The following is a 23,600-nucleotide window of genomic DNA, read 5'->3' as shown; positions in this document are numbered from 1 at the left end:
CCCTTGAAAACCCTTTCAAACTCATAAAAACCCAACCTTTTAACGCGGAAATAACAACGCTTTTATGAATATACGTTATGTAAGACAATCCAGTATTGAAAAAGAACATTTTGAAAGGACGATTTATCCATATTCCAGAGAGAAAATATGTCCGCTTTCCCCTAAAATAATTGATTTTTAGGGTATGGAATTGGGTAAGAAGTTTATTGGGGCGGCCGTGGGTGTAGCATTTTTATTTGGTGCCGCCGACGCACAGACAAAAGTAACCGTAGATCCAGGCAAAAAGTACCAGGTTTTCGAGGGCTGGGGAACCAGTCTTTGCTGGTGGGCGGAGCTTGCCGGCGCTTGGAGCGAATCCAACTATACAAAACTCTTGGGAGCCATCGCGGACCCGGATTCGGGCCTGGGTTACAACATTTTCCGCTACAACATCGGCGGGGGAGACCAGCCGGGCCACAACCATTTGACCAAGGGCGACGGGGGAGCGGCGGTTCCCGGCTACAAGCCTACGGAAAAGGGCGATTTCGACTGGACCGCGGACCCCACCCAACGAAACATCCTTTTCGGCCTGGCCAAGAAGGTGAAAAATCCCATTTTCGAGGCGTTTTCCAATTCTCCTCCCTGGTGGATGACCAAGAGCGGCTGCGTTTCTGGTGGGGAAAACGGCGCAGACAACCTGAAGGCTGATTATTACGACGATTTCGCCGATTATCTGTCCGAAGTGGCCAAACATTTTAAGGAAGAATGGGGTATTACATTCCGTACGGTGGAACCATTTAACGAACCTAGCGCAGGCTGGTGGAAGTCCAACGGCGATCAGGAAGGTTGCGGATTCAAGAATAATCAATCCGACATGATTGTGGAACTGGGGAAGGCCTTAAAGAAGAAAGGTCTTTTCCCGGAAACGTCCGTCAGTGCAGCTGACGAATCCAATATCGGTGACGCCCTGGCCCGCTTTAACAGCTACAGTGCCGAAGCCAAGTCCTACATGTTCCAGGTGAACACTCACAGCTATTCCGGTTACGATTCCCGCGGTAAGCTTTACAATGCGGCGTTTGCCAACGACAAGAGGATTTGGCAGTCGGAATCCGGCCCGCTGCACCGTAGCGGCGACCTGGATATTACCCTCTGGATGGCCAACGTGATTCTCCACGACTTGCGGGATATGCACGCCAATGCCTGGGTGGACTGGCAGCTTTCCGATCCGGCGGAAAACTGGCGTACCATTGTGGCGGACCATAAAAAGCAGACTTTCTCCTACGCGCCCCGCTTTTACATGCACGCCGCCTTTAGCCGGGTGATTCGTCCCGGGTCTCGTTTCATCGACACCGACATAGACAACACTCTGGCAGCCATTCGTGAAGACGGTTCCCTGGTGCTGGTGGCGCTGAACACGGGCTCTACCGATGTTAAATACACTTTCGACTTGGGCAAGTTTGATGATGTTGGAACTAAGGCAAAGGTCCATCGCTTTACTTTGCCTGCCGCACTGAAGGCTGATTCCGACATTGATATTTCCGGCAAATCACTGAACGTGACCGCAGCGGCCCAGTCCATGGTCACCTTGGTCATCGATGGCGTCAAGGGCGAAGGAAAGTGCATCGCCGACACCATTATTCCTTACGTAAAAATCCATAACGGCGGCTGGAACGAATCTACAGAGATTACCGTAAATCCTGGAGATTCTCTGGTCATTGGCCCTCATCCTTGGGAGGGTGGCCGCTGGATTTGGAATGGTCCCAACGATTTCTACCAGGTGGGCCGCGAAGTCTACTTCAAGAATTTGCAGTGGCAAAGCAGCGGTTACTACAAGACCACATTTACAAATGGTTCTGGCTGCGAAAGCAAAATGACCTTCAAGTTGATCGTGAAGGATCCGAACCATCCTTTTGTGGAGCCGGACACCACTGTGGCAGATACCAGCAAAGCAGATACAACGATTGCTGACACAAGTGTCGCCGACACCATTGAGTTGGGAATCGTGGCTCGCGGGCTTTTTGCCGGATTCATAACAGCTTTCAAGAGCGGGGGAGACCTGCATATCACTGCTCCAGTTCAGCCCATGGAATTGACCATCCGCGACTTGCAAGGTGCGCTGCTGACCCGTCGCCAGATTAACGGCCCCGCAACGATACCTTTAGGCAGCTTCAGCCGCCAAAGTTACATCATACAAGTCAAGGACCAGTCCCGCCGCAGCCTGCTCCTGAAAATCGTGAAATAGATCCTTCGACTTCGTGCCTCCGGCACTTCGCTCAGGATGACATTCCAAAAGAAAGCCCCGAGATCGCTCTCGGGACTTCGTTTACGTTAGGAGTATTGTCTAAAACTTCTGGACGATTTTACGGCATTTCATAATTTCGCGGTCCGTCAAGCCTTGTTTCATATGGGTACCGCCTTTCTGCACAACGCCCACAATCTTGAAACCGCTCCAGCCGATTACTTCCTTAATAGCCCGCACAGCCCCCGCGGATTGCTTAAACCAAACATTGAACGGCCATGGGGTAGTACAAGTACTGACAATAATGGCCTTTTTCCCTTTCAGCAAAGGCTTGGGGAATCCGTGGTTGCTGTCGTCCAGCATGCCGTAGGCCATTCGATCAAACAACATCTTCAATTGTCCCGTCATGTTTCCCCAATAGCAGGGCGAGCCCACAATCAGACCGTCACTTTCCTGAATCAAGCGCAAAACCCGTTGGGAATCATCTTCTGCGAGAACACACTTTTTGCTGCTACGGCATTTCATGCAGCCAATGCACGGGCGAACCTGCAGCTTGCTCACATCCACAAATTCCACTTGGTCCCCGCGAGACAACAATTCTTCTTCCATAGTGTGAAGCATGGTACTGATATTACCCTTGGGGCGGGGACTTGCATTCAAAATCACGATTTTCATAAAGACCTTGTTAAACCGAGAACACTCGATACACAAGTATAACACTTATGAGGAAGGAATGTGTCACCATAGATTCCTCGACTTCGCTCGGAATGACGATACAAGAGTTTTTCCACCAAAGCGTCGGTGATTTCGGTGAGCATGCGTTCGTGGGTGCAGACTTCCGGAGAAACGCCTTCGATGGAACCTGTGGTATAAAAAGAGGTGCAGGCGCATTCATGAGCCACACAGCGATGCTTTAAGGCGCAGCCTTCGCACTCCTTTTTATCATGGTCCAAAAAATCCTTGATGATTTTGCAGGCTTCTTCATCAAAGCCCGTAAAAACATTGCCCTGAACGTAGGGCGGATTATCCTTGGAAGTGATAAAGCGGGTGCAGGGGAAAATGTTTCCGTTGGTGGCAACGCCCATGGCTCCGTTATAAACGTGGCAGGAATACTGGCGGAATCGCAAATTCTGCAGGCGCAACTTGATCTTGTCCTGGATGGTGCCGAGGGCAAATCGGTCGCCCTTCTGGCGGCATTCCAGCCAGTACATAGCCATCTTCTGGTACTGCAAAGCCAGCTTTTCAAAGTCCTCGCTGGTCCATTTCCCGTCAAAGTCGATGCTGGTGGTCATGGAGCGGAAACCTTGCTCGTGAATCCATTTGACGCCTTCGAAAAGGTGGGGAACGTGCTCACGGGTCACCGTGCAAAGCGCCACCGTATTCATCTTGGAAATGCGGGGGAGGTGCTTGTACATGGCTTCAAAACTGCCTGCGTCGCCCACGGTGCGGCGGGAAATGTTGTGCTGCAAGGCCGGGCCATCTACAGAAATGTAGATACGGAAATTTTCCTTTTCGCAGAAATCCAGCATCTGTTCGTCAAACAAGGTGCCGTTCGTATTGATGGCGAACCGCAGGTCAAAATCCTTGGGGGCCCGGCCGGAATCCATAGCCTCCGCCACAACGCCTTTGGCATACTCCGTTCCCGCGTAGATTTCATCCTTACGAATCAGTGGCTCTCCACCGAAGAACGTGATGTTCATGTACTTCTGCTTAAAGGACAGCGTACGGTCCAGGCAGAGCCTGATGGCCGCCTCCATGGTCTCGCGACTCATCACATTAGCGCGGTCGCTCTGAAGATCCTTATAATAACAGTAAGAACAGCGCAAGTTGCACTGTTCCGTAAGGCAAAGCACTAGGTTCATACGTCAATATCAGTGGATTCGAAAGTAGTGACCATGCTGACAATCATATTTTCCGGATCATCGGGATCAGGGCAAATATGCACGTTACTATCACAAGGACAGAGAGGTGACTGAGGAGATAAATCGCAAAAATCAGTTTTCTCAGAAGAACTGCTTTCTACAGAAGAGCTGCTGGACTCCAAAGAAGAGCTGGAAAGGATTTCTTCAACAGAGCTACTGGACTCTTCACCGGAGCTACTGACTTCCACAAATGTGGTTTCTGGATAATCAATGATAGGTACACCGGCTTCAAGGGGTGGATCCTGCCAAGAAGCACTACTGAGCAAATCCATATCCACAGAGCTGGAGCTCTTGGGAATGTCGACAACCACCTGATTGGAGCTTGAGGAACCGATAGAATCACTGGGATATTCCGTATCCGGGGCAATAACACCTCCCTCCGGCTCGGGAGTCTCTTCGGGACCAGCCGGAGCTCCACTATCTGCGCAAGCAACCATGGAAGCCGCGGCGCTCAAACCCATCAAAGCAGCCAAACCACTCTTTGTTGCAGTACTCCACTTGGATTCCGCAGTTATTCTCTTCTTCTCGATTTTCAAAAGAAACCTCCTAACTCTTGAAGATAAAATAAGTTTTCTATAACCCCTGTGGGAATAAAAAAGCAAGTAAATGAAACAAAATCACAAAATGAACGTCATTTTGCGTTGTAGATAGAACAAATTGTTTCATATAGAAAAAATCCCGGGACCATGGTGGTCTCGGGACATTTTAATGCTTTAGATTCCTCGACTTCGCTCGGAATGACAAGCGGACTTCGCTCGGAATGACACCTAAAGGTGTCACTTGAACAGATTCTTCATCTTGTCCAGGAAAGACTCTTCCTGAGCGGTTTCCTTGTCCTTGCGGAGTTCGGCCAGCTTCTGGTAAAGTTCCTTTTCTTCCTTGGACAGGTCCTTAGGAATGTCCACGCCGATTTCAACGTAGAGGCTTCCGCGGTCGCCACGCTTGTTCAGCGGGTACAGACCCTGCTCGCGGAGGCGCAAGATGCTACCAGCCTGAGTGCCTGCCGCAATCTTGATCTGCACTTCATCGCCTTCCAGGGTAGGAATGCGCTGGGTACCGCCAAGAACCAGACGGTGTACAGGAACCTTCACTTCGCAGTGCAGGTCATCGCCTTCGCGGGTGTAGAAGTCATCAGGCTTTTCCGTGACAACAGCAAGCAAGTCGCCGCTGGCACCGCCACGAGGACCGCAGTTACCTTCGCCACGGAGGTTCAAGTACTGGCCTTCAGAAACACCTGCCGGAATCTTGATGGAGATTTCTTCTGTTTCCTGCACACGGCCTTCGCCACGGCAAGCAGAACAGGGTTTTGCAACCACTTCGCCCATACCATTACAAGTGGGGCAGGCGCTTTCAGAAATCATCTGGAAGAAACCACCGGATGCACGGCGTACACGACCGGTACCATGACAGGTGCTACATTCAGAAACATTTTCACCACCCTTGCCGTTACATTCGGTACAAGGGGTATAACGCTTCAGGCGAACCTTCTTGGTACAACCGTCGAAGATTTCCTTAAAGCTAAGAGCAACCTTGATCTGAAGGTCGTTACCACGGGGAGGACCTGCCTTACGGGCACGGCCACCGCGACCGCCGCCAAAACCAAAGCCACCGCCAAAGATATCGCCAAACTGGCTGAAGATGTCTTCGAAACTTCCGAAGCCACCGCCACCAAATCCGCCACCGCCGAAACCGCCACCAGGTGCGTTAAAGCCAAACTGGTCGTAGTTCTTGCGCTTTTCGGGATTGGAGAGAACGTCGTAAGCTTCTGCAGCTTCCTTGAACTTTTCTTCGGCTTCCTTGTCACCCGGGTTCTTGTCCGGATGGTACTTGATGGCAAGCTTCTTATAAGCGTGCTTGATTTCGTCAGCACTTGCGTCCTTACCGACGCCTAGAACTTCGTAATAATCTCTTTTATCTGCCATAATTGCCTCGCGACTATTATACACAAAAAGGATTGCCCGGTTTCGGGCGAATCCTAAATGCTTGGCCATGGGGGAGGCGCGAGCCCCGCGCCCACGGTGACTTTAATTAGTCAACGACTTCAGCGTCAACGACTTCGGGGCCGTCGTTCTTCTTGTCGGACTTGGGCTGTTCAGAAGCGCCCGGCTGCGGACCCGGCTGAGCCTGGTTTGCACCGGCGGCCTGAGCCATGGAGCTAATCATGCCCTGGAGCTTGTCCATAGCGGCCTTGATTTCTTCCTTGGTACCGTTGTCCTTCTTGTCCTTGATTTCCTGGATAGCAGCTTCCAGCTGAGCCTTGGTGTCGGCCGGCAGCTTGTCGCCGAATTCCTTGATCTGGCCTTCAGCCTGGTAAGCCATCTGTTCGGCCTGGTTCTTGATGTCCACCAGTTCGCGCTGTTCCTTATCCTTGGCAGCGTTAGCTTCGGCATCCTTAACCATCTTGTTGATTTCGTCTTCGGAAAGGCCACTGGAGGAAGTAATCTTGATGGACTGTTCCTTACCGGTTTCCTTATCCTTAGCGGAAACGTGGACGATACCGTTAGCGTCGATGTCGAAGGTCACTTCGATCTGCGGAACGCCACGGGGCTTCTTGGGCAGGTCGGTGAGGTCGAACTTACCGAGGGTACGGTTGTCGCGAGCAAATTCACGTTCGCCCTGGAGAACATGGATGGTCACTGCCGGCTGGTTGTCTTCGGCGGTAGAGAACACCTGGCTCTTCTTGGTGGGGATAGTGGTGTTACGGTCGATGAGCTTGGTCATGACGCCACCGAGAGTTTCGATACCCAGAGAAAGCGGGGTCACGTCCAGGAGGAGCACGTCCTTCACAGCGGAGTCGCCGCTAAGAACTGCGCCCTGAACTGCAGCACCGATAGCCACAACTTCATCCGGGTTCACAGTCTTGTTGGGTTCCTTGCCGAAGTACTTCTTAACAGCTTCCTGAACGGCCGGAATACGGGTAGAACCACCAACCAGGATCACTTCATCGATTTCAGACAGGCTGAGGCCGGAGTCTGCGAGAGCCTTGCGGCAGGGTTCCATGGAACGTTCCACCAGGTGAGCGGTCAGCTGATCGAACTTTGCACGGCTGAGAGTCAGGTCCAAGTGCTTGGGGCCAGTTGCATCAGCGGTGATGAAGGGGAGGTTGATGTTGGTAGAAGTAGTAGCGGAAAGGTCAATCTTTGCCTTTTCAGCAGCGTCCTTCAAACGCTGGAGAGCCATCTTGTCCTTCTTCAGGTCGATGGAGGGATTTTCCTTCTTGAATTCGTCGTTGATCCAGTCGATGATCACTTCGTCGAAGTTGTCACCACCCAGCATGGTGTCGCCGTTGGTGGACTTCACAGAGAACATACCGTCGTCGATTTCCAGGATGGAGATATCGAAGGTACCACCACCAAGGTCATAAACGGCAACCTTTTCGCTCTTCTTGGAGTCAAGGCCGTAGGCGAGTGCAGCAGCGGTCGGTTCGTTCACGATACGGAGAACTTCGAGGCCAGCGATCTTACCAGCGTCCTTAGTAGCCTGACGCTGAGCATCGTTGAAGTATGCCGGAACAGTAATCACAGCCTGGGAAACGGTTTCGCCCAGGTAGTCTTCGGCAATCTTCTTCATGGTCTGAAGAACTGCTGCAGAAATTTCAGGAGGAGCGAACTGCTTGTCGTCGATCTGAACGCGGATAGGATCGGAACCTGCACCAACCAGATGGTAGGGCATGTTCTTTTCTACAGCGGAGCATTCGCCAGCAGAGCGGCCCATGAAACGCTTGATGGAGTAGATAGTCTTTTCGGGGTTGGTGATAGCCTGGCGCTTAGCAACGTGGCCAACCAGACGTTCGCCGTTCTTGCCGAAAGCAACGATAGACGGGGTAGTGCGGAAGCCTTCTGCGTTAGCGATCACTACCGGCTTGCCACCTTCCATAACGGAAACGCAGCTGTTAGTTGTACCGAGGTCAATACCAATAATCTTGCTCATTTTTGAGTCTCCTATTTAATATCTTGGGGCCGTTTCAATCTTATCTAGGCCATTTTTCTGTTTCGCAACTTTTAAAGCAAATCCCGTGCCAAACAGTAAATCGTTTTATTTTGAAACAAATCCTATTAAAGTTTACCAGATGAAACAATCACCTTAGCGGGCTTCAGGATCTTGTTTTTCAGCTTGTAACCCTTCATGAATACAGTCACCACGTGATTTTCCGGAACTTCTTCGGAAGGCTGCTGCATGAGTGCTTCGTGGCAATTGGGGTCAAATTCTTCACCAGTGGGATCCAGCTGTTCGAGACCAGCATCGGTCAAAACCTTGGCGAACTGATCGTGAATCATCTGCATACCCTTTTCGAAGGTGTCCAAATCCTTGGCCTTGTTTTCTGCGGCGAAAGCTCGTTCGAAATTGTCCAGAACTTCAGAAAGCTTTTCCAGGAGCTTACCGTTGGCAGTTTCGATAATATCAAGCTGTTCACGGGCGCTACGGCGACGGAAATTGTCGAATTCAGCCATCAAACGCAGGTTACGGTCGTTGGCGGCAGCCAGTTCAGCCTTCAGGACATCTTCGGCAGATTCGGTGGATTCGGGAGCGGGTTCAGCCTGATCTGCGGTAGCAGAAGCATCTACAGCAGCGTCAGCGGGGGAGTCCTGGGCAGCCTCGGCCTGTTCAGCCTTGGCAGCTTCCTTCATTACGTTCTCCAGATCCTGTTCAAACTTTGCGCGTTCTTCGGCGGTGGGTTCCTGCAAATTTTCGTCAGCCATTTAATAATTCCTTGTGTATTTATCGGGTCAAAGCCCCATTTTGTTAATTTTCGCCGTTTATTTCGCAAAAAACGTGCCAATTCCAAAATCCCAGGAATGTGTTTCAATTTGAACAACCCGGGAAAATAGGTCATTTTGCAAACAGAAGTTGCATTTTTGTTCATTTTGCAACCCATAGTTATCAAAGATCGTCCTGAAACGAAAAAAGTGCGTATGGGATTCTACATTTCCATACGCACCGGCGAACGTCGGTTTTTGCTATATAAATCGATAGCAACTTTCAGTAAGGAACCTCGTCGGACGCGGCGGGGTTCTTTTCTCACTAGAAATTAATTTTAAAAGACTTTCCAGCAGAAGTTCGAATGAGGTAAATCCCGTTGTGGAATCCTGCGTTTTTCAATTCCGTCTTAAGATCCGTTATGGAAATTTCACCATTCTGGCGGATTACACCCAGCTGATGCCCCATCAGGTCAAAAACCTTGTATTCAACACTATTATTAGAGAATACAATCGCATTTTTCCCAGGGAACCGAACTTCAATATTCGTCTTGATGGAGTCTATAGGCTCGTCAACAACATTTCGCATTTCCAGGGCACTCTTTTCGCTTTCACCAAAGACAATCCAGTCCAGGTTCACGTAATCGCTGGTGACCAGAACCTTAAAGACATGCTCGCCCTTGGTCAGTTTTTCAGAGGTTTTCCCCTTTACGGTTGCATAAGTATCCCAGTCGCCAGTTCCCGTTAGGGCAATTTCATCCGTAATCTGCTTGCCATCCATAAAGAGCAGCACGCTGCCATTATCCATGCCTGTGGCATAGGAAAGCTCGTAGGGGAGGATACCTTCTGCCTGAACGTCAACGGTATATTCCAGCCATTCGCCCTTCTTGGTGTAGCCCACAGCATAGCCGTCGCCGTTGGCGTCCTTCATGGCTACGATGTCCACGCGGTCTTCGCGGTATTCGCCACCCTGGTTTTCTACGTCCATGTCGTAGTAGGCCTTGCTGGAGCCGCCTACGTCATAATTCTCGAAGTCGATGAAGTTCTTTGCGCCTTCGACCTTTGCGCCCACAACAGGCAGGCTGCACTTGGCTTCGGGATTGGTAAGCAATTCCTTGCAGAATGGGCCTTGGGGAACGGCAGTTGCGCTGTTTTCAAATTCCCAGTAGTCAGCCTCGAAATCGCCGGCGAATACAAAGAATACATCGTGCAATCCCACTGCACCAGAAGCAGGAACCGTCACCAGACCATCTGCGGTAAATTCTGCCTTGGCAATGATTTCACCATCAACCTTATCTAAGCGGACAGTCACAGAAGAAGCCTTCTTTACAGACAGAACGGATGCGGAGAATGTTTCCGCGCCAGCGTCACCAAAATCTACGCCACTAATCTTGGTATACTTTCCGTCGCCAATCTTTGTAAGGATTGTATTGCCCGGCGTACTGCCCTTGCGGACCTTCACATCTTCGCCCCAGGACATGGTTTCTGCCTCGATGCGCTTGTAAGGGTCAAAATCCTCCAGCTGGGCCACGCCATTATCCGGCCACCAGTCAATTTTCTGGATGGTACCGTCTGCATTGTAAGTCATTTCGGATACACCAACGGAGCGACGTTCCTTATGCTCAAATTTCAGGCCCATCTTGTTAGATTTCATGCGCCAAAGTTCATAATGATGGCCAAAAACGTAAGAATGGCCCTTATAATCCACAATACCCGGGTGGTTTCCGTTACTGCGGGAAGAATGGGGCATCACATCGCCCTTGTAAGTCCAAGGACCCGTGGGGGAGTCGCTCATGGCGTAACCGATACCTTCGGCACAGCATGTGGAGGCAAAAGACATATAGTAATGGCTTCCACGCTTGTAGAACCAGGGGCCTTCCTGGTAATCCTTGATCTTGGGGTGCGTTACGATGGAACCACTGGTACTGATCATATCTTCATTCAGCTTGATCATGTACAAATCCGGATTTCCCCAATACATATAGGCCTGGCCGTCATCATCAATCCAAACGGTCGGGTCAATATCGTTCCAGTGCTCACGCTGCCAGACCAGAGCCTTATTCAGAGGATCCGTAAAAGGACCATAGGGGTTGTCAGCCACCAGAACGGATATTCCGTTTCCGTGAATAGGAACGTACATGTACCATTTTCCGTTGCGAAATACCACCTGTTCGGCCCAGGCTCCGTTGGTTCTTGTACTCCACTTGATGTCCGTCAAGCCAGCGACGGCACCATGGCTTGTCCAGTTCACCATATCCGTGGACGTGTGAAGAAGCCAGTCATACATGACGAACCCGTCCGCATCGTCTTCGTCATGGGTCGTGTACAGGTAGATTGTATCGCCATGTACAACGGGCGCAGGGTCTGCCGTATAGTTCGTGGTAATGATAGGCATCTGCGCAAAAGCGGCGCATGCCAAAACAGAAGAAATCGTTACGATTTTTCCAAACATCTTTATGTCTCCATACTAAATTTTTTATAAAGATATTTTGCGTATCACACAATATTACAGGTCGCAATGCAGAAGGTTTTGCAAAAATTTCAAACACGGAAAACAGTGCAAGATTTTATTTCTAGACTTTAGTTTACATAATCCGCATTATCGGCAGTCTTGCGTTTATAAAAAAAAGGGGAGTCAGTTAAGGCTTATTTATTTCTTAATCTTATATCCAGTGACTTGTTTTTTCTATAAGATTTCTAAATTTGCCGTACTAAATCCCATTTTTAAGGAGTCTATATGGGCGGCTTTTGTGGCGTTATTTCCAAGAAGGATTGCGTAACCGATCTTTTCTTCGGAACCGACTATCATTCTCACCTGGGCACTCACCGCGGCGGTATGGCTGTTCTGAAGGCCGATGGCAATTTCCATCGTTCCATTCACAACATCCAGAACACTCCGTTCCGCAGCAAGTTCGAACACGACCTGGCAACTTTCGCCGGCAACGTGGGCCTGGGAGTCATTTCTGATACTGATCCGCAGCCGCTGGTGATGACCTGCAAGCTGGGCACTTTCGCCCTGGTGACCGTGGGCCTCATCTCCAACATCGAAGACTTGAAGAACGAACTGTTCCAGAACAACTGCATGCAGCTGCAGTATTCTACCACCAGCGGTATGGTTGGTCCTACCGAAGTGGTTTCCGCTTTAATCGCCACCCAGAATTCCATCGTGGAAGGCTTGAACTACGTTCAGCAGAAGATCAAGGGTAGCTGCTCTGTTCTCGTCATGGACAGCACCGGCAAGTTCTACGCCTCCCGCGACAAGTGGGGCCGTACTCCTATCGTGATCGGCCAGAAGGATGGCGCCATGATCGCCGTTCAGGAAAGCTGCGCTCTCCCCAACCTGGGCTACAACCACGTTCGTGACCTGGGTCCCGGCGAAATCGCTGAACTGACCCCGGATGGAATCAACACTCTGGTTGAACCGGGCAAGAAGATGGCAATCTGCTCCTTCCTGTGGGTTTACTACGGCTATCCGGCATCTGCCTACGAAGGCCGCAATGTGGAAATGACCCGCTACCGCTGCGGTTCCGCACTTGCAAAGCGCACCCCCACAGAAGCCGACGCTGCTTGCGGTATCCCCGACTCCGGTACCTCTCATGCTCTCGGCTACGCTCACGAAGCAGGCATCAAGTTCGCACGTCCGTTTGTGAAGTACACTCCGACCTGGGCACGCTCCTTTATGCCTCAGGACCAGCGTCAGCGTGAACACGTTGCATCCATGAAGCTCATTCCTATTCCGGGCCTCATCGACAACAAGCGCCTGGTATTCTGCGACGACTCCATTGTCCGCGGTACACAGCTGGGTAAGCAGGCTGAAAAGCTCTACTCTATGGGCTGTAAGGAAACCCATATGCGTATTGCCTGCCCTCCCCTGGTCTATCCCTGTAAGTTCATCAACTTCTCCCGTTCCAAGAGCGTGTACGACCTGATCACTCGTCGTTACATTCGCGAAAAGGAAGGCGAAAATGCAGATCTGGACAAGTATACCAATCCGGATTCCCCGGAATACAAGGAAATGGTGGACTACATCCGTCGCAACCTGAACCTGACTACTCTGGCATTCCAGCGCATCGACGACTTGATCCAGGCCATCGGTCTTCCGGAAGATCAGCTGTGCACTTTCTGCTGGACCGGTAAGGACTACGCAGAAACCGGCGATTGCTATCATTGCCCCTGCCACGCTGAAGAAGACAAGAAGTAGGCTTCGACAAGCTCAGCCACCTTCGGCGTTTTCGCCCCTCGGCTATGCTCGAGGATCTTGATTTCAAGACACAAAAAAATCTAGCCCTTTTTTAGGCTGGATTTTTTGTTACTGGAAATTTTTATATTTGCAGTTTGGATAAAACTTACGATATAAGATATACCATGAGTATTGATCGTTCTGTATTAAAAAAGACATACATGAAGTTCGCAGGAGTTGCACTGCTGGCAATTTTTGCTGCAAGCCTCTGCAGCTGTGCAGTAGTCCGCAAGCTTTCTGCTGCGGATATTATTCAGCATACTAAGCTGGATTTCCAGGGTGTGGCCCTGGATTCTGTCATGATTTATCCCAATCTATTCCCCAAGAGTAACGGCTTCCTCCCCGACCCGAAGGTTCTTGAATTCGTGAAGAATCTGACCCAGGGCCTCATTGATCAAGAGATTGGCCGCGTGTTCCTGACCGCTACCCTTTCTGCCCAGAGCACCCATAAGGACACCTTGTGGATCAAGGACCTGAAAGCGGTCATGAAGTTGGATACCATCGCTACCCTCCCGGTAGATCTGAAGGATTCCGTGCTGTTAGTTCCGGGCCAGAATCAAATTCAAGTCCAGGCCATCATGCCTATTGACGGAAGTCTATTCCACCTGATGAAAGTGGACACCTTGTACTTTACAGGAAAGCTGGATGTTTCCCTCCAGAGTGGCGGAGAGATTGTTCCGCTAGAATTTTCCATGAGCCGTTTTGTTTCTGAAGAAGAAAAGAAGAATCTGAAGGAACAGGCCATGAAGTATATTGTCGATACTGTCGTAAACCGCTGGCTGGGTCAATTCAAGAAGTCCTAGAGTCACGAAATAGTTTGTAAGTAAAAGGATCGTATGAGTCGCTTTTTTGTTCCTGAAAATTTTAACGTCGATGACGTCAAGCAAGTAGAATCATTGTTCAGCCAGCTGTTGGAAGAACAGATCGAGAACTCCCCCGCCGCCCTTCGAGCCTGGATTATGAAGTGGAGCGAACTGGGTTCTGTTCTTAGCGAAATTTCCTGCCGCCGCTATGTGGCCATGACTTGCAATACTGCAGACGAAGAAGCCGCAAAGGCCTACGAATCCTTCGTCGAAAATGTGGATCCCATTACCAGCGAATACGACGACAAACTGAACAAGAAGTTGATGGCACATCCCGCAAAGGATTTGCTGAAGGACGAATTCGGCGTGTGGTTCAAGAGCATCCAGGTATCCCTGGACCTGTTCAGCCCCGAAAACATTCCGCTGGAAACGGAAGAAGTAAAGGCCATCCAGGCTTACCAGAAAATCACCGGCGGCATGAGCGTGGAATTTGACGGTAAGGTTCAGACCCTGCAGCAGTTGGGCGCCTACCTAGAACGTACGGACCGTGACCTTCGTGAAAAGGCATGGCGCGTCACCTGGGAACGCCGCATGCAGGATAAGGAAGCTCTGGACAAGTCTTTCGATGAACTGTTCGCCATCCGAAACAAGATTGCGAAGAACGCTCACTGCAAGGATTACATCGATTTCATCTACATGGCAAAGCGTCGTGACTACACGCCCAAGCATTGCAAGGATTTCCACGAAAGTGTGGAGAAGCTGGTACTCCCGCTGCTGAAGGAAATTTACAAGAAGCGCGCCGCCAAGATGGGCCTTGCAGCACTTCGTCCTTGGGACTTGAGCGTCGACCCGCTGAACCGCGCCCCCCTCACCCCCTATCAGTCTGGTGACGAACTGATCGAGAAGGTGGACCAGATTTTTGAAAGCATTCACCCGCAGGCAGGCAAGTGGGCCCGCCAGATGCAGGCACAGAAACTGATCGATCCGGATTCCCGCCTGGGTAAGGCTCCCGGCGGCTACCAGATTGGTTTTGACGAATCCAGCCTCCCCTTCATTTTCATGAATTCCGCCAAGACGGACCGCGACATCTATACGCTGCTCCACGAGTCCGGACATTCTTTCCACCAGTTTGCTTTGGCTAACCAGCCCATCCTGGCTTATCGCGATGTTCCCTCGGAATTTGCGGAAGTGGCCAGCATGAGCATGGAACTGATTGGCATGTCCAACTTGAAGCCATTCTACGGCGACAATGCTGAAAACCTTGCTCGCAGCGCCAGCAACGAGCTGGAAGACGTGATCTGGTTGTTCCCCTGGGTGGCTAGCATCGACAGCTTCCAGCATGAACTTTACAGCCGTCCCAACCACACCGCAGCAGACCGAGAAAAGATCTGGACCGGCATTATGGACCGCTATGACGCCGGGGTGGACTATTCCGGACTTGAAGTGTACCGCAATAATATGTGGCAGAAGCAGCTTCACCTGTTTGAATGCCCCTTCTACTATATTGAATACGGTATTGCCCAGCTGGGAGCGCTCCAGGTATGGGCAAACTTCAAGAAGGATCCCGAAAAGGCCATAAACGACCTGTTCAAGGCAGAAAGTTTGGGCTACAGCGTGTCTGTTCCGGAGATGTTCAAGGCTGCAAACATCAATTTTGACTTTACTGCCAAGACTATCGAGCCCTTGATGCAGACCGTCTGGGACGAATTAAGCAAGTATTAAGGGTTTTGCACTGCAATTTTTGATAAAAGTTAAGTTTTTTCAAAAAAAAATGCAGAAAAAAGCCCCATATCCCTTGACAAGCGTCAATTATAATTATATATTTGGCGCACATCCTTGGAGGGATGGCCGAGTGGTTGAAGGCGCACGCTTGGAAAGCGTGTTTACCTCGCGGTAACGAGGGTTCGAATCCCTCTCCCTCTTCTAAAAAATTTCTGAGATGTTTTTCAAGAACATTTCAGAAATTTTTTGTAGGATAAGTTTCGAAACAAAAAACCTAACTTGAGGTACTAAGATGGCTGACGATCAGAGAGTTTATCTTGACGATATTTACGCAAGTGAAGAATGTCAGGGTTCTGTCTTCCGCGCTGTTGTTATGATGGCACAGGAAGCTCGCTTCATCAACAAGCAGGCAGGCCAGGGTTACATTCAGTTGACCAAGAAGCCCACCACCATCGCTATGTACAAGTTCAAGGAAGGCAAGCTCTCCATTTCCGACAAGAAGGCTAACGACTTCGCTAACGTTGAAGAAGTTGCTGAAGAACGCGAAATGACAGCAGAAAACGCTCAGCAGGTTACTGCAGCAGCCGACGACGCCTTTGGTGAAGTCTAAGAGCGAAGTTTAAGAGCTGAAACTCCTACAAAAAACAGTTTAAGAAAGGCGGTCTTCGGATCGCCTTTCTTATTTTACGTTCTTTATTTATCGCAGAACTAGACCGCCTTCGGACTCAATCCCCTATAAATAAGGAAAAGCCGCCGGAGTAGCAGGTCCGACGGCTTTCTTTTGTTCTGTGATTGTGAAATTCTCGAGGTGCGCCATGGGGGGCTTAGGTTCACTATAGGGAGAATTACTTTGCTGCAGCTTCCTTCAGATGATATGCTTCCGGATAAGCGCTAGCAGCGCAACCGTCGCAAAGCATGCGAAGGCGGGTTTCACCCATGTTGGATACGCGAACGTGAGTCCCGCAATGAGAGCAACGAGCCAGGTAAACCAGAGTGCGGCTCTGAGTTGCAGGTGCGACACTAGCGACTTCTCCCTTACGGAGAACTACGTTACGGAAGCACATTTCGCCATCATTGTTGGTGAAGACTTCACGAATGATGACGCAGTCAAAGCTACGGCCCTTGCGATTCTTGATTCGAGCTTCGAAGCGATCTCCTTCAGCAGCGTTCCTGAAATCGTTCCAATCGTTGACATGACGATACAGGTCAGTAACATAGTGCCACTGGACTTCGGATTCGGCGAACCCGAACATACGGCAGAAACGCTTGTTTCCGCTAATGAGACGACCCTGAGCGTTCACCTCGAAAGAGGCTAACTCCACAGTGTTCATTTCGATGGTATTCATAGTGCACCTCCCTTGAGATTGTACCTGTACAGTACATCAGCTGAAGTTATTGCTTTTTTACCCAATCGCACATCATCCAGCATGAGATTCAAGCTTTCTTTTCCGAAGAAAATCGGCTCATCCGACCCCCCTAGCAGCTTAATTTGAGTCTCCTTTTCAGCTACTAGATTTCCGTTTTCATACATCCTTATCATTCCGGCATCATAGACCACCACAAGGTGGAACCAGGAACCAAATTCAACGTTCTTGTTGGACACGGCTGCATTTTCACAAGACAGACTGTCGCCTGATCCATCTGCCAGGAAGAATGCAAGTCGAGCATCCTCGACGCCGCAGCCACCTTCCACAAGGGCGAGACTGAATACATCGTGATCACCGTCAGCGCCAAATCCCAGCTTGCCCATAATATTCTTACGATAGCTAGAGCCAGACTCTGCAGAATCCAGATGGAGCAGAAGTTCTATGGTGAACTGTTCTGCACTATCCAGAGCGCCATTGTCATTTTCTACCACACCGAACTGTTCTGCACCGCGGAGAGACAGAGCCTTGTCTAGCACTCCATCCACCAACTGGGCGTTCCCATAAAGCAAAATGCCATCTGCATTGCCGCGGGCATCGCGAAGAGTGCGCTGGGTTCCATTTACAGTCTCGTAGTCCATGGACCACCAGCTGAACAGGCCGTATTCCGTAGACAAAGGCAGCTGAATCACATTCTTACTACCGGCATCTTCCGTAGAACCGAAATTATAGCTGACGGAATCGCCATCATCTACAAACAGGTTTTCGTCGCTTGTGGGCAGCGGGCCGGAAAGGATTGCATCATCCGTCGTCGCATCCAACAGGTAAGCCGCATTCACATAGCGCATGGGATCCGGAGATCCCACCAGCACGGCGTAAGATCCGACGGGGATACTCTTAAACTCGAATGCCCCCGAAGAATCAGCTTCGGCAGACCAGGATGTACCTGGCAGGTAGACCACAACGCCCTTTGCCATCAGACTGGAATCCAAAACCACACGACCCTTCACGGAAGTAACTTCCGACATTTCCAGAGAGAGACTTTCAATCTTCTTTCCAGAATAGCGAACCGTCTTATAAAGAGCCTGCGATTCAGATTCTGCAGAAATGCCGTAAATACCCTGTCTGGACAGCGGGAGAGTAAACTTGCCGGAAGCATCCGTTGTATCGGTGTAGACCAAGGTATCCACGTACATATGACGAGCAACGACAGGAACACCAGCAACAGAATTACCCTTGGTATCCAGAAGAATACCAGCAAGAGAATTCGTCTCTTCGCTAACGCCGCCAGCCAAATCCGTAGAGCAAGCCACAAAGCCAACTGCGGAAGAGGCCACGATCAAACTCAAAATTTGATACCACTTAAACATCGTCATCCTCCTGACCAAAGGTCTTTGTAAGAGGGAACAACTGCATGTTCAAGCGATATACGCGCTGTTCACCAGCGGATTCCACAGCAATAGCGGTAATACGACGGCGAAAATCAGCAATTTCCTTAACGATTTTCTGGTAGGCGGATTCGGAAATGCCCATGGTCAAACCAGAAATATCGCGTTCGTTCAGGGGAACCTGATCCAGAGCCTTCACGGCAAGCTCGCCCATCTGGCGATGCATCTGACGAATCGCCATGGAAGCCACATTCAGATCACCACTGGAGATGGACTTTGCATCCTGTTCGTAGGAGCCATCTTCATTCTTCTTCAGCAAGCCGGTCTTTTCAAGCAACTTCAGGGATTTCTTCACCTGAGGAACATCCGCATCAAAAATGCACTGGCCAGCAAGCTTTGCTGCAGTAGGAGCCTTGCTAGCGGGAGCCAGTTCGCGAATGACCGGATTCAACCAGTTTTCGAAATAATCGTACTGTTCCTCACCAACCAGAGTCACGGAATTTTCCCTGGCCAGCTTACGCATTTCTGCGAAGAAAACTTTTTGCTTGTCCAGATTCTTTTCCTGGTTAAAGGAAACCAGAAGACGGAAATATTGCAGATCCACACCTACAAGACCCATGGCGGAAGCAACGCGTTCTACGCCCACTTCACTCAGGTTGGACTTTCCGTCACAGACAAGCTTTAAGAAAACCGGGGAGGAATAGCCTGCATCGCGGGCAAAATCACGCCATGTAAAGCCGGAACGATCCTTCCGTTCCGCATAGTAGTCGCGGATGTACAGGCGAAAATTATTGTATTCCAACACGTTTTTCATATGATACAAATATACATCTAAAATTTATCATAGTCAATAGGCTATGATACAAATTTTAGATTTTTTATCATTTTTAGCCATTTTCCCCTATGATACAAGCATTTTTAGCACAATTTCAAGATACAGAAATACAAAAAAGCATGATATATGTCATATAATCCATATAGGATACGACCCCGAAGGATCTATAAGCAAGTAAAAAAAAGACCCCGGACGAACCGGAGTCTTAAAAAATTCTTTGATGGTTTAGTTCTGGATTACAAATCCTTCACCACCAGGATGCCTCCCAGCTCCATCTTAGGATACTGGCGCATGCCTTCCCCACCTTTACCCTTGTCCAAAACCTCAAGGAGATCGCCAGACTTGGAATACAAGTGAAGTTCCCAGGGACCGTTAGGAGCGTTGAAGTAACCGGAGTTCTTCTGCACGTTGCGCTGGAAGGTTCTGTTCAAACGATCCGCCACACTGCGGGCTTTCACCAGGGAAATGTCAGAGAGAGTCCAGGAAATGGGAACGCCACCCATGTCGAAAATCAACAGAGCTTCCGGGTCGGTTTCTTCCTTCATAGTAAACTTCCAGCTGAAGTTCTGCCAGCTGGTGGACAAGTCCAGAATACGACCATTTGCGTAAGGCGTATAGTTATCGGAATCCTTCTTGATATTCACATTCAAGGTACGAGGCTTATCCGCCTTGGCACGCATGCTAAAGACATAGGTCACGCCATTACGGAGATCCAGCTTTTGCTTGAATTGCAAGTTCCAAGATTCCTTGCCCCCATTCTTGATTTCGAATCGGGCTATACCGCCTTCGGTCTTGACGTTAGCCTTACCACCCCAGAAGTCCACCATCCAGCCGGAAAGAGGTTCCTCTGCAGAGAAGTCTCCGTTCTTGATCAAGTTGGAAACCGGAATCTGAGATTCAGTAACGTAATCCTTGTTCTGGATGAAATTGGGAATAACACTGGTATTTTGAATCCCGTTGGGGCTATCCAGGCAGATTTCCTTACCCCAGGGAACCAGAGTATTGACGGAACCATGGACGGTCATATCCATTTCAGGACTATCAAAGTTACCAGGGCCCCAACTCCAGGCCATCCAGCCAATATTCAAACGTTCCGCTTCGGCCATGATCAGCTTGTAGGGAATGTCCTTGGCACCACCGACGGCAACAGGAGCAAATTCACCAACAACCAGAGGGAGCTTCTTATCCACGGAAGCCTTGAGAACGCCCTTCACACGATCTTCCACAGTCGCATAACCCGTTGCTTCTGCATTATGAAGTTCGGAAGGCCACCACATGTGAATAGAGAACAGCAGGTTGTGTTCAGGATCAGCCTGAATCAGGCGCGGGCCCACTTCCATAATATTCTTTTCGCTCTGGCCCCACATATCGGCATCAATCATGATGGGAACGCGGATACCAGCGGCACGCATCTTGGTCACAATCAGATTGTAGGCAAAGAAGAATTCCTCGGGATCCTGTACCTTGGCACCCGGTTCATTACCTACGTTGATAATCAAATACTGCTGATGATTGTTAATCATCTGCAAGGTTTCTTCACGAAGCCAGAAAGAAAGTGCATCCGGCAGTTTATCCCAGTTACCGGTCGTATCGTGAATCTCGGGAATGGGAATCATGCCGTTTGAAATGCAAAGGCTGATAATATTGTCCAGATCGCTCACACGACCACGGGTATTCCAGACGATTCGAACACAGTTTGCGCCTGTCTTTGCAATTTCGGGAATAGTCTTACCTTCGCGGTCCGTCCAGATGAACATATGGTTCACGCCGCGAAGAACAGTCTGCTCGTTATCCTTACTATACAGAAAACGGTCTTGTACAAAAAAGCCAGGTTTGACCGATGTCATGTTCATATAAAGATTTTCTCCATTTATTCAAAAATAAAGATAACACAATTTACGGCTAATTTACGGCTTTTTTCTCAAGAAATCAAAAAATGTGGAGACAGTTCATCAACGAGATCCACAATGAAGCGCCACCTGCCTAGCGGAATTCGCCTTAGCCACCTCCGAGGGCAGCAAAAGCGATTTTTCAGACCGGGAAAAGCCTGGATTCACCCAGTCGGATTCCTGCCAGGAAATGGGAGAAGACTCCCTCTCGGGCAAATGTTTCCAGTAGCGAACCGGCAAACACCTGCGAAGAAGTTTTGGATTTTCACGTTCCTTAATGGAAATTGCCTTATAGAAATCCTTCCACATCTGGGTCATTACATCGGGAGGCAACCCTGCGGTAACCTGCTTGATATCAGGGACAGAAACTTCCATCACCCCTACCCCATCATAATAAATCCCGTAATTACGCTTGGAATCGTAAATAGCCCAACGCTCATTGGCAAAACGGCTGCGGAAATGGCTGGTCAGGTAGGTCACAATATCGTACTTAGGTTCAATTTCCGAGAAGTACGTTCCATCTTCCAGCTTTGTAAAACGAACCATGCCTCGCATATCCCCCGCTTCTCGACGGACAGAACGTGCGATCATGTACAGAGGTAACATTTCCTCGGAGGTAGCGTTTTTCCCGTAGTTGGGATCCACGCCGGAAAACAACTTCCGGAGGAAAGCAAGCATTTTCATCTCCACGCCGGGCTCCTCCGAACGAAAAACCGTATCCAGCAGGTAAAGAACGTCCTGACTGGCAGCATTGACGATTGCCCGCTTTAAACGTCGGGCGGAGTCCGGATTGGTTTCCACCCAGAAAGGCTGCATGAACATATCTTCGGAAGCGCCTTCCACGCGATCTGGGGTAATGGCCCCTACGGAAAGACGCTGACGGTAGATTTCAAAAACCACACTGAGGAAGCCATCAAAAGTTGAATCATACAGAATGGAGAGCATAGAGAGACTAGTTATGAATTATGAATTATGAATTATGAATTATGAGTTATGAGATACGAATTATGAGGTATGAGTTATGAGATACGAGTTATGAGGTATGAGTTATGAGGTATGAGTTATGAGGTATGAGTTATGATTTTTTTATGCTGTTAATAGGGCGGGTTTTGTATCTAGCACATCCAGAAAGTTAAGTTGCTGAGGTTTCGTTTGCTGGATTAGCAGGGGGCGGATCATTTCGGGATAAAGCCTGCGGAGGCTGGCGGGAGTATCCGGATGGTAGATGAAGTATTTTGCACGCTTCAGGACCACCCCCATCTTCTTGAGGCTTTCAAGACGAATCTTGCCATAACGACGACCAGAAGCAATGAGTTTCGCCGAACGGACTCCAATACCGGGGACACGTAACAACATTTCGTAGTCAGCCGTCTGGATATCGATGGGGAAAAACTCCGGATGGCGCAGTGCCCACCCGATTTTCGGATCCAATTCCAAATCTAGATTGGGATGCTGTTCGTCCAAAATTTCGTTATACTGGAAATTATAAAAACGCATCAACCAGTCGGCCTGATACAGCCTATGTTCACGAACCAGAGGGGGCTTTGTGGTAATAACAGGCAGACGCTTATCCGCATTGATGGGCACATATCCGGAAAAATAGACGCGTTTCATCTGCTGTTGCTTGTAGAACCCATTGGACAAGGTCAATATCTGAAAATCCGTCTCTCCGGAGGCACCTACGATCATCTGAGTGCTCTGCCCCGCAGGCAAGAACCTTGGGGTGTATCTTGAGAAATTACCACCGGCATTGTATTCTAGCTTGCGCTCCGCCAGATAGTTCATTGGCTTGTAGATACTGGCGTGATTCTTTTCGGGAGCCAGATACTGGAGGGACTGATCGGAAGGAATCTCGATGTTCACGCTACTGCGGTCGGCGTAAAGCCCCGCCTCGTGCAGCAAGCTGGGAGATGCACCAGGAATCGCCTTCAGATGGATGTAGCCCCCAAATTTATGCACCGTCCGGAGTTCTTTTGCCACCTTCACCAGCATTTCCATAGTGGCATCGGGACTCCCCACCACTGCAGAACTCAAAAAGAGCCCCTCGATATAATTCCTGCGATAAAACTCCAGAGTAAGATTTATCAGTTCTTTAGGAGTAAATGTGGCCCGAGGGATATCGTTACTGCGGCGATTGACGCAATAGGCGCAATCATACTTGCAGGCATTACTCATCAAGACCTTTAGAAGGGAAATGCATCTGCCATCAGCAGCCCAGGTATGGCACACCCCTGCTTGACAACCATTCCCCATCCCACCCTTGGGAGTGGAACGGTTGGATCCGCTAGAGGAACAGGATACGTCATACTTTGCAGCGTCCGCTAAAATATTCAGTTTTTCCCTAACATCCATAAAACAACCCACTGATTAATAAAATTCGTGCCTTTTATTTCACTTGCTTATTTGTACACCATAATATAAATATAAGTGCACATAAAAGCAAGTATTCCCTTTATGTTTTTTCATTCTCACTGAATCTTGCATTGTGAGTTTTTTATATCATATATTTTCAGGCCAGTCCT

The 23,600-nt window shown here is 49.6% G+C and carries 18 protein-coding genes and 1 tRNA gene; 6 read left to right on the top strand and 13 right to left on the bottom strand.

Annotation, left to right across the window (positions count from 1 at the left end; genetic code table 11):
- Positions 1–184 precede the first annotated feature (184 nt).
- Positions 185–2,221 carry a glycoside hydrolase family 30 protein gene (locus BUB59_RS09970; protein ID WP_073229415.1) on the top strand — a complete coding sequence of 679 codons (2,037 nt, stop codon included), beginning with the start codon at positions 185–187 and terminating at the stop codon, positions 2,219–2,221.
- Between the two features lie 99 nt (positions 2,222–2,320).
- On the opposite strand, the gene BUB59_RS09965 is transcribed toward BUB59_RS09970, so the two are convergent.
- The 7 genes from BUB59_RS09965 to BUB59_RS09935 form a co-directional block, all read right to left on the bottom strand.
- Positions 2,321–2,893: a flavodoxin family protein gene (locus tag BUB59_RS09965; RefSeq protein WP_073229412.1), complete on the bottom strand. Its 573-nt coding sequence runs from the start codon at positions 2,891–2,893 to the stop codon at positions 2,321–2,323.
- Positions 2,890–4,080, bottom strand: a complete 1,191-nt coding sequence (locus tag BUB59_RS09960) for a radical SAM protein (protein ID WP_073229408.1) — start codon at positions 4,078–4,080, stop codon at positions 2,890–2,892. Before BUB59_RS09960 ends, BUB59_RS09965 begins: the two co-directional genes overlap by 4 nt.
- A complete protein-coding gene (locus BUB59_RS09955; protein WP_073229404.1) occupies positions 4,077–4,676 on the bottom strand; it encodes a hypothetical protein in 600 nt (199 codons plus the stop codon). The genes BUB59_RS09960 and BUB59_RS09955 overlap by 4 nt, the downstream gene beginning before the upstream one ends.
- Positions 4,677–4,916: 240 nt before the next feature.
- The gene (dnaJ, locus tag BUB59_RS09950; protein WP_073229539.1) at positions 4,917–6,062 is read right to left on the bottom strand and encodes a molecular chaperone DnaJ; all 1,146 of its coding nucleotides are present in this window, start codon (positions 6,060–6,062) and stop codon (positions 4,917–4,919) included.
- A 106-nt stretch (positions 6,063–6,168) separates the two neighbouring features.
- The gene (gene dnaK / locus BUB59_RS09945; RefSeq protein ID WP_073229401.1) at positions 6,169–8,070 is read right to left on the bottom strand and encodes a molecular chaperone DnaK; all 1,902 of its coding nucleotides are present in this window, start codon (positions 8,068–8,070) and stop codon (positions 6,169–6,171) included.
- A 125-nt stretch (positions 8,071–8,195) separates the two neighbouring features.
- On the bottom strand, positions 8,196–8,840 hold the full coding sequence (gene grpE, locus BUB59_RS09940; RefSeq protein ID WP_073229398.1) for a nucleotide exchange factor GrpE: 645 nt from the start codon (positions 8,838–8,840) through the stop codon (positions 8,196–8,198).
- 322 nt (positions 8,841–9,162) lie between these two features.
- Complete coding sequence (locus tag BUB59_RS09935; protein ID WP_073229396.1) at positions 9,163–11,289, bottom strand: family 43 glycosylhydrolase; 2,127 nt, start codon at positions 11,287–11,289, stop codon at positions 9,163–9,165.
- Positions 11,290–11,574: 285 nt separating this feature from the next.
- Between BUB59_RS09935 and BUB59_RS09930 the strand changes: the two genes are divergently transcribed.
- The 5 genes from BUB59_RS09930 to BUB59_RS09910 all read left to right on the top strand — a co-directional run bounded on the left by BUB59_RS09930 (position 11,575) and on the right by BUB59_RS09910 (position 16,212).
- Positions 11,575–13,038: an amidophosphoribosyltransferase gene (locus BUB59_RS09930; protein ID WP_073229393.1), complete on the top strand. Its 1,464-nt coding sequence runs from the start codon at positions 11,575–11,577 to the stop codon at positions 13,036–13,038.
- A 164-nt stretch (positions 13,039–13,202) separates the two neighbouring features.
- Positions 13,203–13,880, top strand: a complete 678-nt coding sequence (locus BUB59_RS09925; RefSeq protein WP_143160333.1) for a hypothetical protein — start codon at positions 13,203–13,205, stop codon at positions 13,878–13,880.
- Positions 13,881–13,913: 33 nt separating this feature from the next.
- The gene (locus BUB59_RS09920) at positions 13,914–15,602 is read left to right on the top strand and encodes a M3 family oligoendopeptidase (protein WP_073229388.1); all 1,689 of its coding nucleotides are present in this window, start codon (positions 13,914–13,916) and stop codon (positions 15,600–15,602) included.
- Positions 15,603–15,718: 116 nt separating this feature from the next.
- A tRNA-Ser gene (locus tag BUB59_RS09915) sits at positions 15,719–15,803 on the top strand.
- 91 nt (positions 15,804–15,894) lie between these two features.
- Positions 15,895–16,212: a hypothetical protein gene (locus BUB59_RS09910; RefSeq protein WP_073229385.1), complete on the top strand. Its 318-nt coding sequence runs from the start codon at positions 15,895–15,897 to the stop codon at positions 16,210–16,212.
- A 235-nt stretch (positions 16,213–16,447) separates the two neighbouring features.
- On the opposite strand, the gene BUB59_RS09905 is transcribed toward BUB59_RS09910, so the two are convergent.
- The 6 genes from BUB59_RS09905 to BUB59_RS09880 all read right to left on the bottom strand — a co-directional run bounded on the left by BUB59_RS09905 (position 16,448) and on the right by BUB59_RS09880 (position 23,430).
- The gene (locus tag BUB59_RS09905) at positions 16,448–16,948 is read right to left on the bottom strand and encodes a PAS domain-containing protein (RefSeq protein WP_073229382.1); all 501 of its coding nucleotides are present in this window, start codon (positions 16,946–16,948) and stop codon (positions 16,448–16,450) included.
- The gene (locus BUB59_RS09900) at positions 16,945–18,336 is read right to left on the bottom strand and encodes a LamG-like jellyroll fold domain-containing protein (RefSeq protein WP_073229379.1); all 1,392 of its coding nucleotides are present in this window, start codon (positions 18,334–18,336) and stop codon (positions 16,945–16,947) included. Before BUB59_RS09900 ends, BUB59_RS09905 begins: the two co-directional genes overlap by 4 nt.
- The gene (locus BUB59_RS09895) at positions 18,329–19,168 is read right to left on the bottom strand and encodes a TIGR02147 family protein (protein ID WP_073229377.1); all 840 of its coding nucleotides are present in this window, start codon (positions 19,166–19,168) and stop codon (positions 18,329–18,331) included. Before BUB59_RS09895 ends, BUB59_RS09900 begins: the two co-directional genes overlap by 8 nt.
- Positions 19,169–19,425: 257 nt before the next feature.
- A complete protein-coding gene (locus BUB59_RS09890) occupies positions 19,426–21,042 on the bottom strand; it encodes a cellulase family glycosylhydrolase (RefSeq protein WP_073229374.1) in 1,617 nt (538 codons plus the stop codon).
- Positions 21,043–21,141: 99 nt separating this feature from the next.
- The gene (locus BUB59_RS09885; RefSeq protein WP_073229370.1) at positions 21,142–22,023 is read right to left on the bottom strand and encodes a TIGR03915 family putative DNA repair protein; all 882 of its coding nucleotides are present in this window, start codon (positions 22,021–22,023) and stop codon (positions 21,142–21,144) included.
- Positions 22,024–22,164: 141 nt separating this feature from the next.
- Positions 22,165–23,430 carry a putative DNA modification/repair radical SAM protein gene (locus BUB59_RS09880; protein WP_073229369.1) on the bottom strand — a complete coding sequence of 422 codons (1,266 nt, stop codon included), beginning with the start codon at positions 23,428–23,430 and terminating at the stop codon, positions 22,165–22,167.
- Between the last annotated feature and the right edge of the window lie 170 nt (positions 23,431–23,600).

The organism is Fibrobacter sp. UWEL (genome assembly GCF_900142535.1).
Taxonomy (GTDB): Bacteria; Fibrobacterota; Fibrobacteria; order Fibrobacterales; family Fibrobacteraceae; genus Fibrobacter.
This window is presented reverse-complemented; position numbering and strand designations above follow the sequence as displayed.

What these genes read in the sequence shown, in the direction of transcription:
- BUB59_RS09970 (WP_073229415.1), top strand. Translation starts at nt 185, where the DNA reads ATGGAATTGGGTAAGAAGTTTATTGGGGCGGCCGTGGGTGTAGCATTT.
- BUB59_RS09965 (WP_073229412.1), bottom strand. Translation starts at nt 2,893, where the DNA reads ATGAAAATCGTGATTTTGAATGCAAGTCCCCGCCCCAAGGGTAATATC.
- BUB59_RS09960 (WP_073229408.1), bottom strand. Translation starts at nt 4,080, where the DNA reads ATGAACCTAGTGCTTTGCCTTACGGAACAGTGCAACTTGCGCTGTTCT.
- dnaJ (WP_073229539.1), bottom strand. Translation starts at nt 6,062, where the DNA reads ATGGCAGATAAAAGAGATTATTACGAAGTTCTAGGCGTCGGTAAGGAC.
- dnaK (WP_073229401.1), bottom strand. Translation starts at nt 8,070, where the DNA reads ATGAGCAAGATTATTGGTATTGACCTCGGTACAACTAACAGCTGCGTT.
- grpE (WP_073229398.1), bottom strand. Translation starts at nt 8,840, where the DNA reads ATGGCTGACGAAAATTTGCAGGAACCCACCGCCGAAGAACGCGCAAAG.
- BUB59_RS09935 (WP_073229396.1), bottom strand. Translation starts at nt 11,289, where the DNA reads ATGTTTGGAAAAATCGTAACGATTTCTTCTGTTTTGGCATGCGCCGCT.
- BUB59_RS09930 (WP_073229393.1), top strand. Translation starts at nt 11,575, where the DNA reads ATGGGCGGCTTTTGTGGCGTTATTTCCAAGAAGGATTGCGTAACCGAT.
- BUB59_RS09925 (WP_143160333.1), top strand. Translation starts at nt 13,203, where the DNA reads ATGAGTATTGATCGTTCTGTATTAAAAAAGACATACATGAAGTTCGCA.
- BUB59_RS09920 (WP_073229388.1), top strand. Translation starts at nt 13,914, where the DNA reads ATGAGTCGCTTTTTTGTTCCTGAAAATTTTAACGTCGATGACGTCAAG.
- BUB59_RS09910 (WP_073229385.1), top strand. Translation starts at nt 15,895, where the DNA reads ATGGCTGACGATCAGAGAGTTTATCTTGACGATATTTACGCAAGTGAA.
- BUB59_RS09905 (WP_073229382.1), bottom strand. Translation starts at nt 16,948, where the DNA reads ATGAATACCATCGAAATGAACACTGTGGAGTTAGCCTCTTTCGAGGTG.
- BUB59_RS09900 (WP_073229379.1), bottom strand. Translation starts at nt 18,336, where the DNA reads ATGTTTAAGTGGTATCAAATTTTGAGTTTGATCGTGGCCTCTTCCGCA.
- BUB59_RS09895 (WP_073229377.1), bottom strand. Translation starts at nt 19,168, where the DNA reads ATGAAAAACGTGTTGGAATACAATAATTTTCGCCTGTACATCCGCGAC.
- BUB59_RS09890 (WP_073229374.1), bottom strand. Translation starts at nt 21,042, where the DNA reads ATGAACATGACATCGGTCAAACCTGGCTTTTTTGTACAAGACCGTTTT.
- BUB59_RS09885 (WP_073229370.1), bottom strand. Translation starts at nt 22,023, where the DNA reads ATGCTCTCCATTCTGTATGATTCAACTTTTGATGGCTTCCTCAGTGTG.
- BUB59_RS09880 (WP_073229369.1), bottom strand. Translation starts at nt 23,430, where the DNA reads ATGGATGTTAGGGAAAAACTGAATATTTTAGCGGACGCTGCAAAGTAT.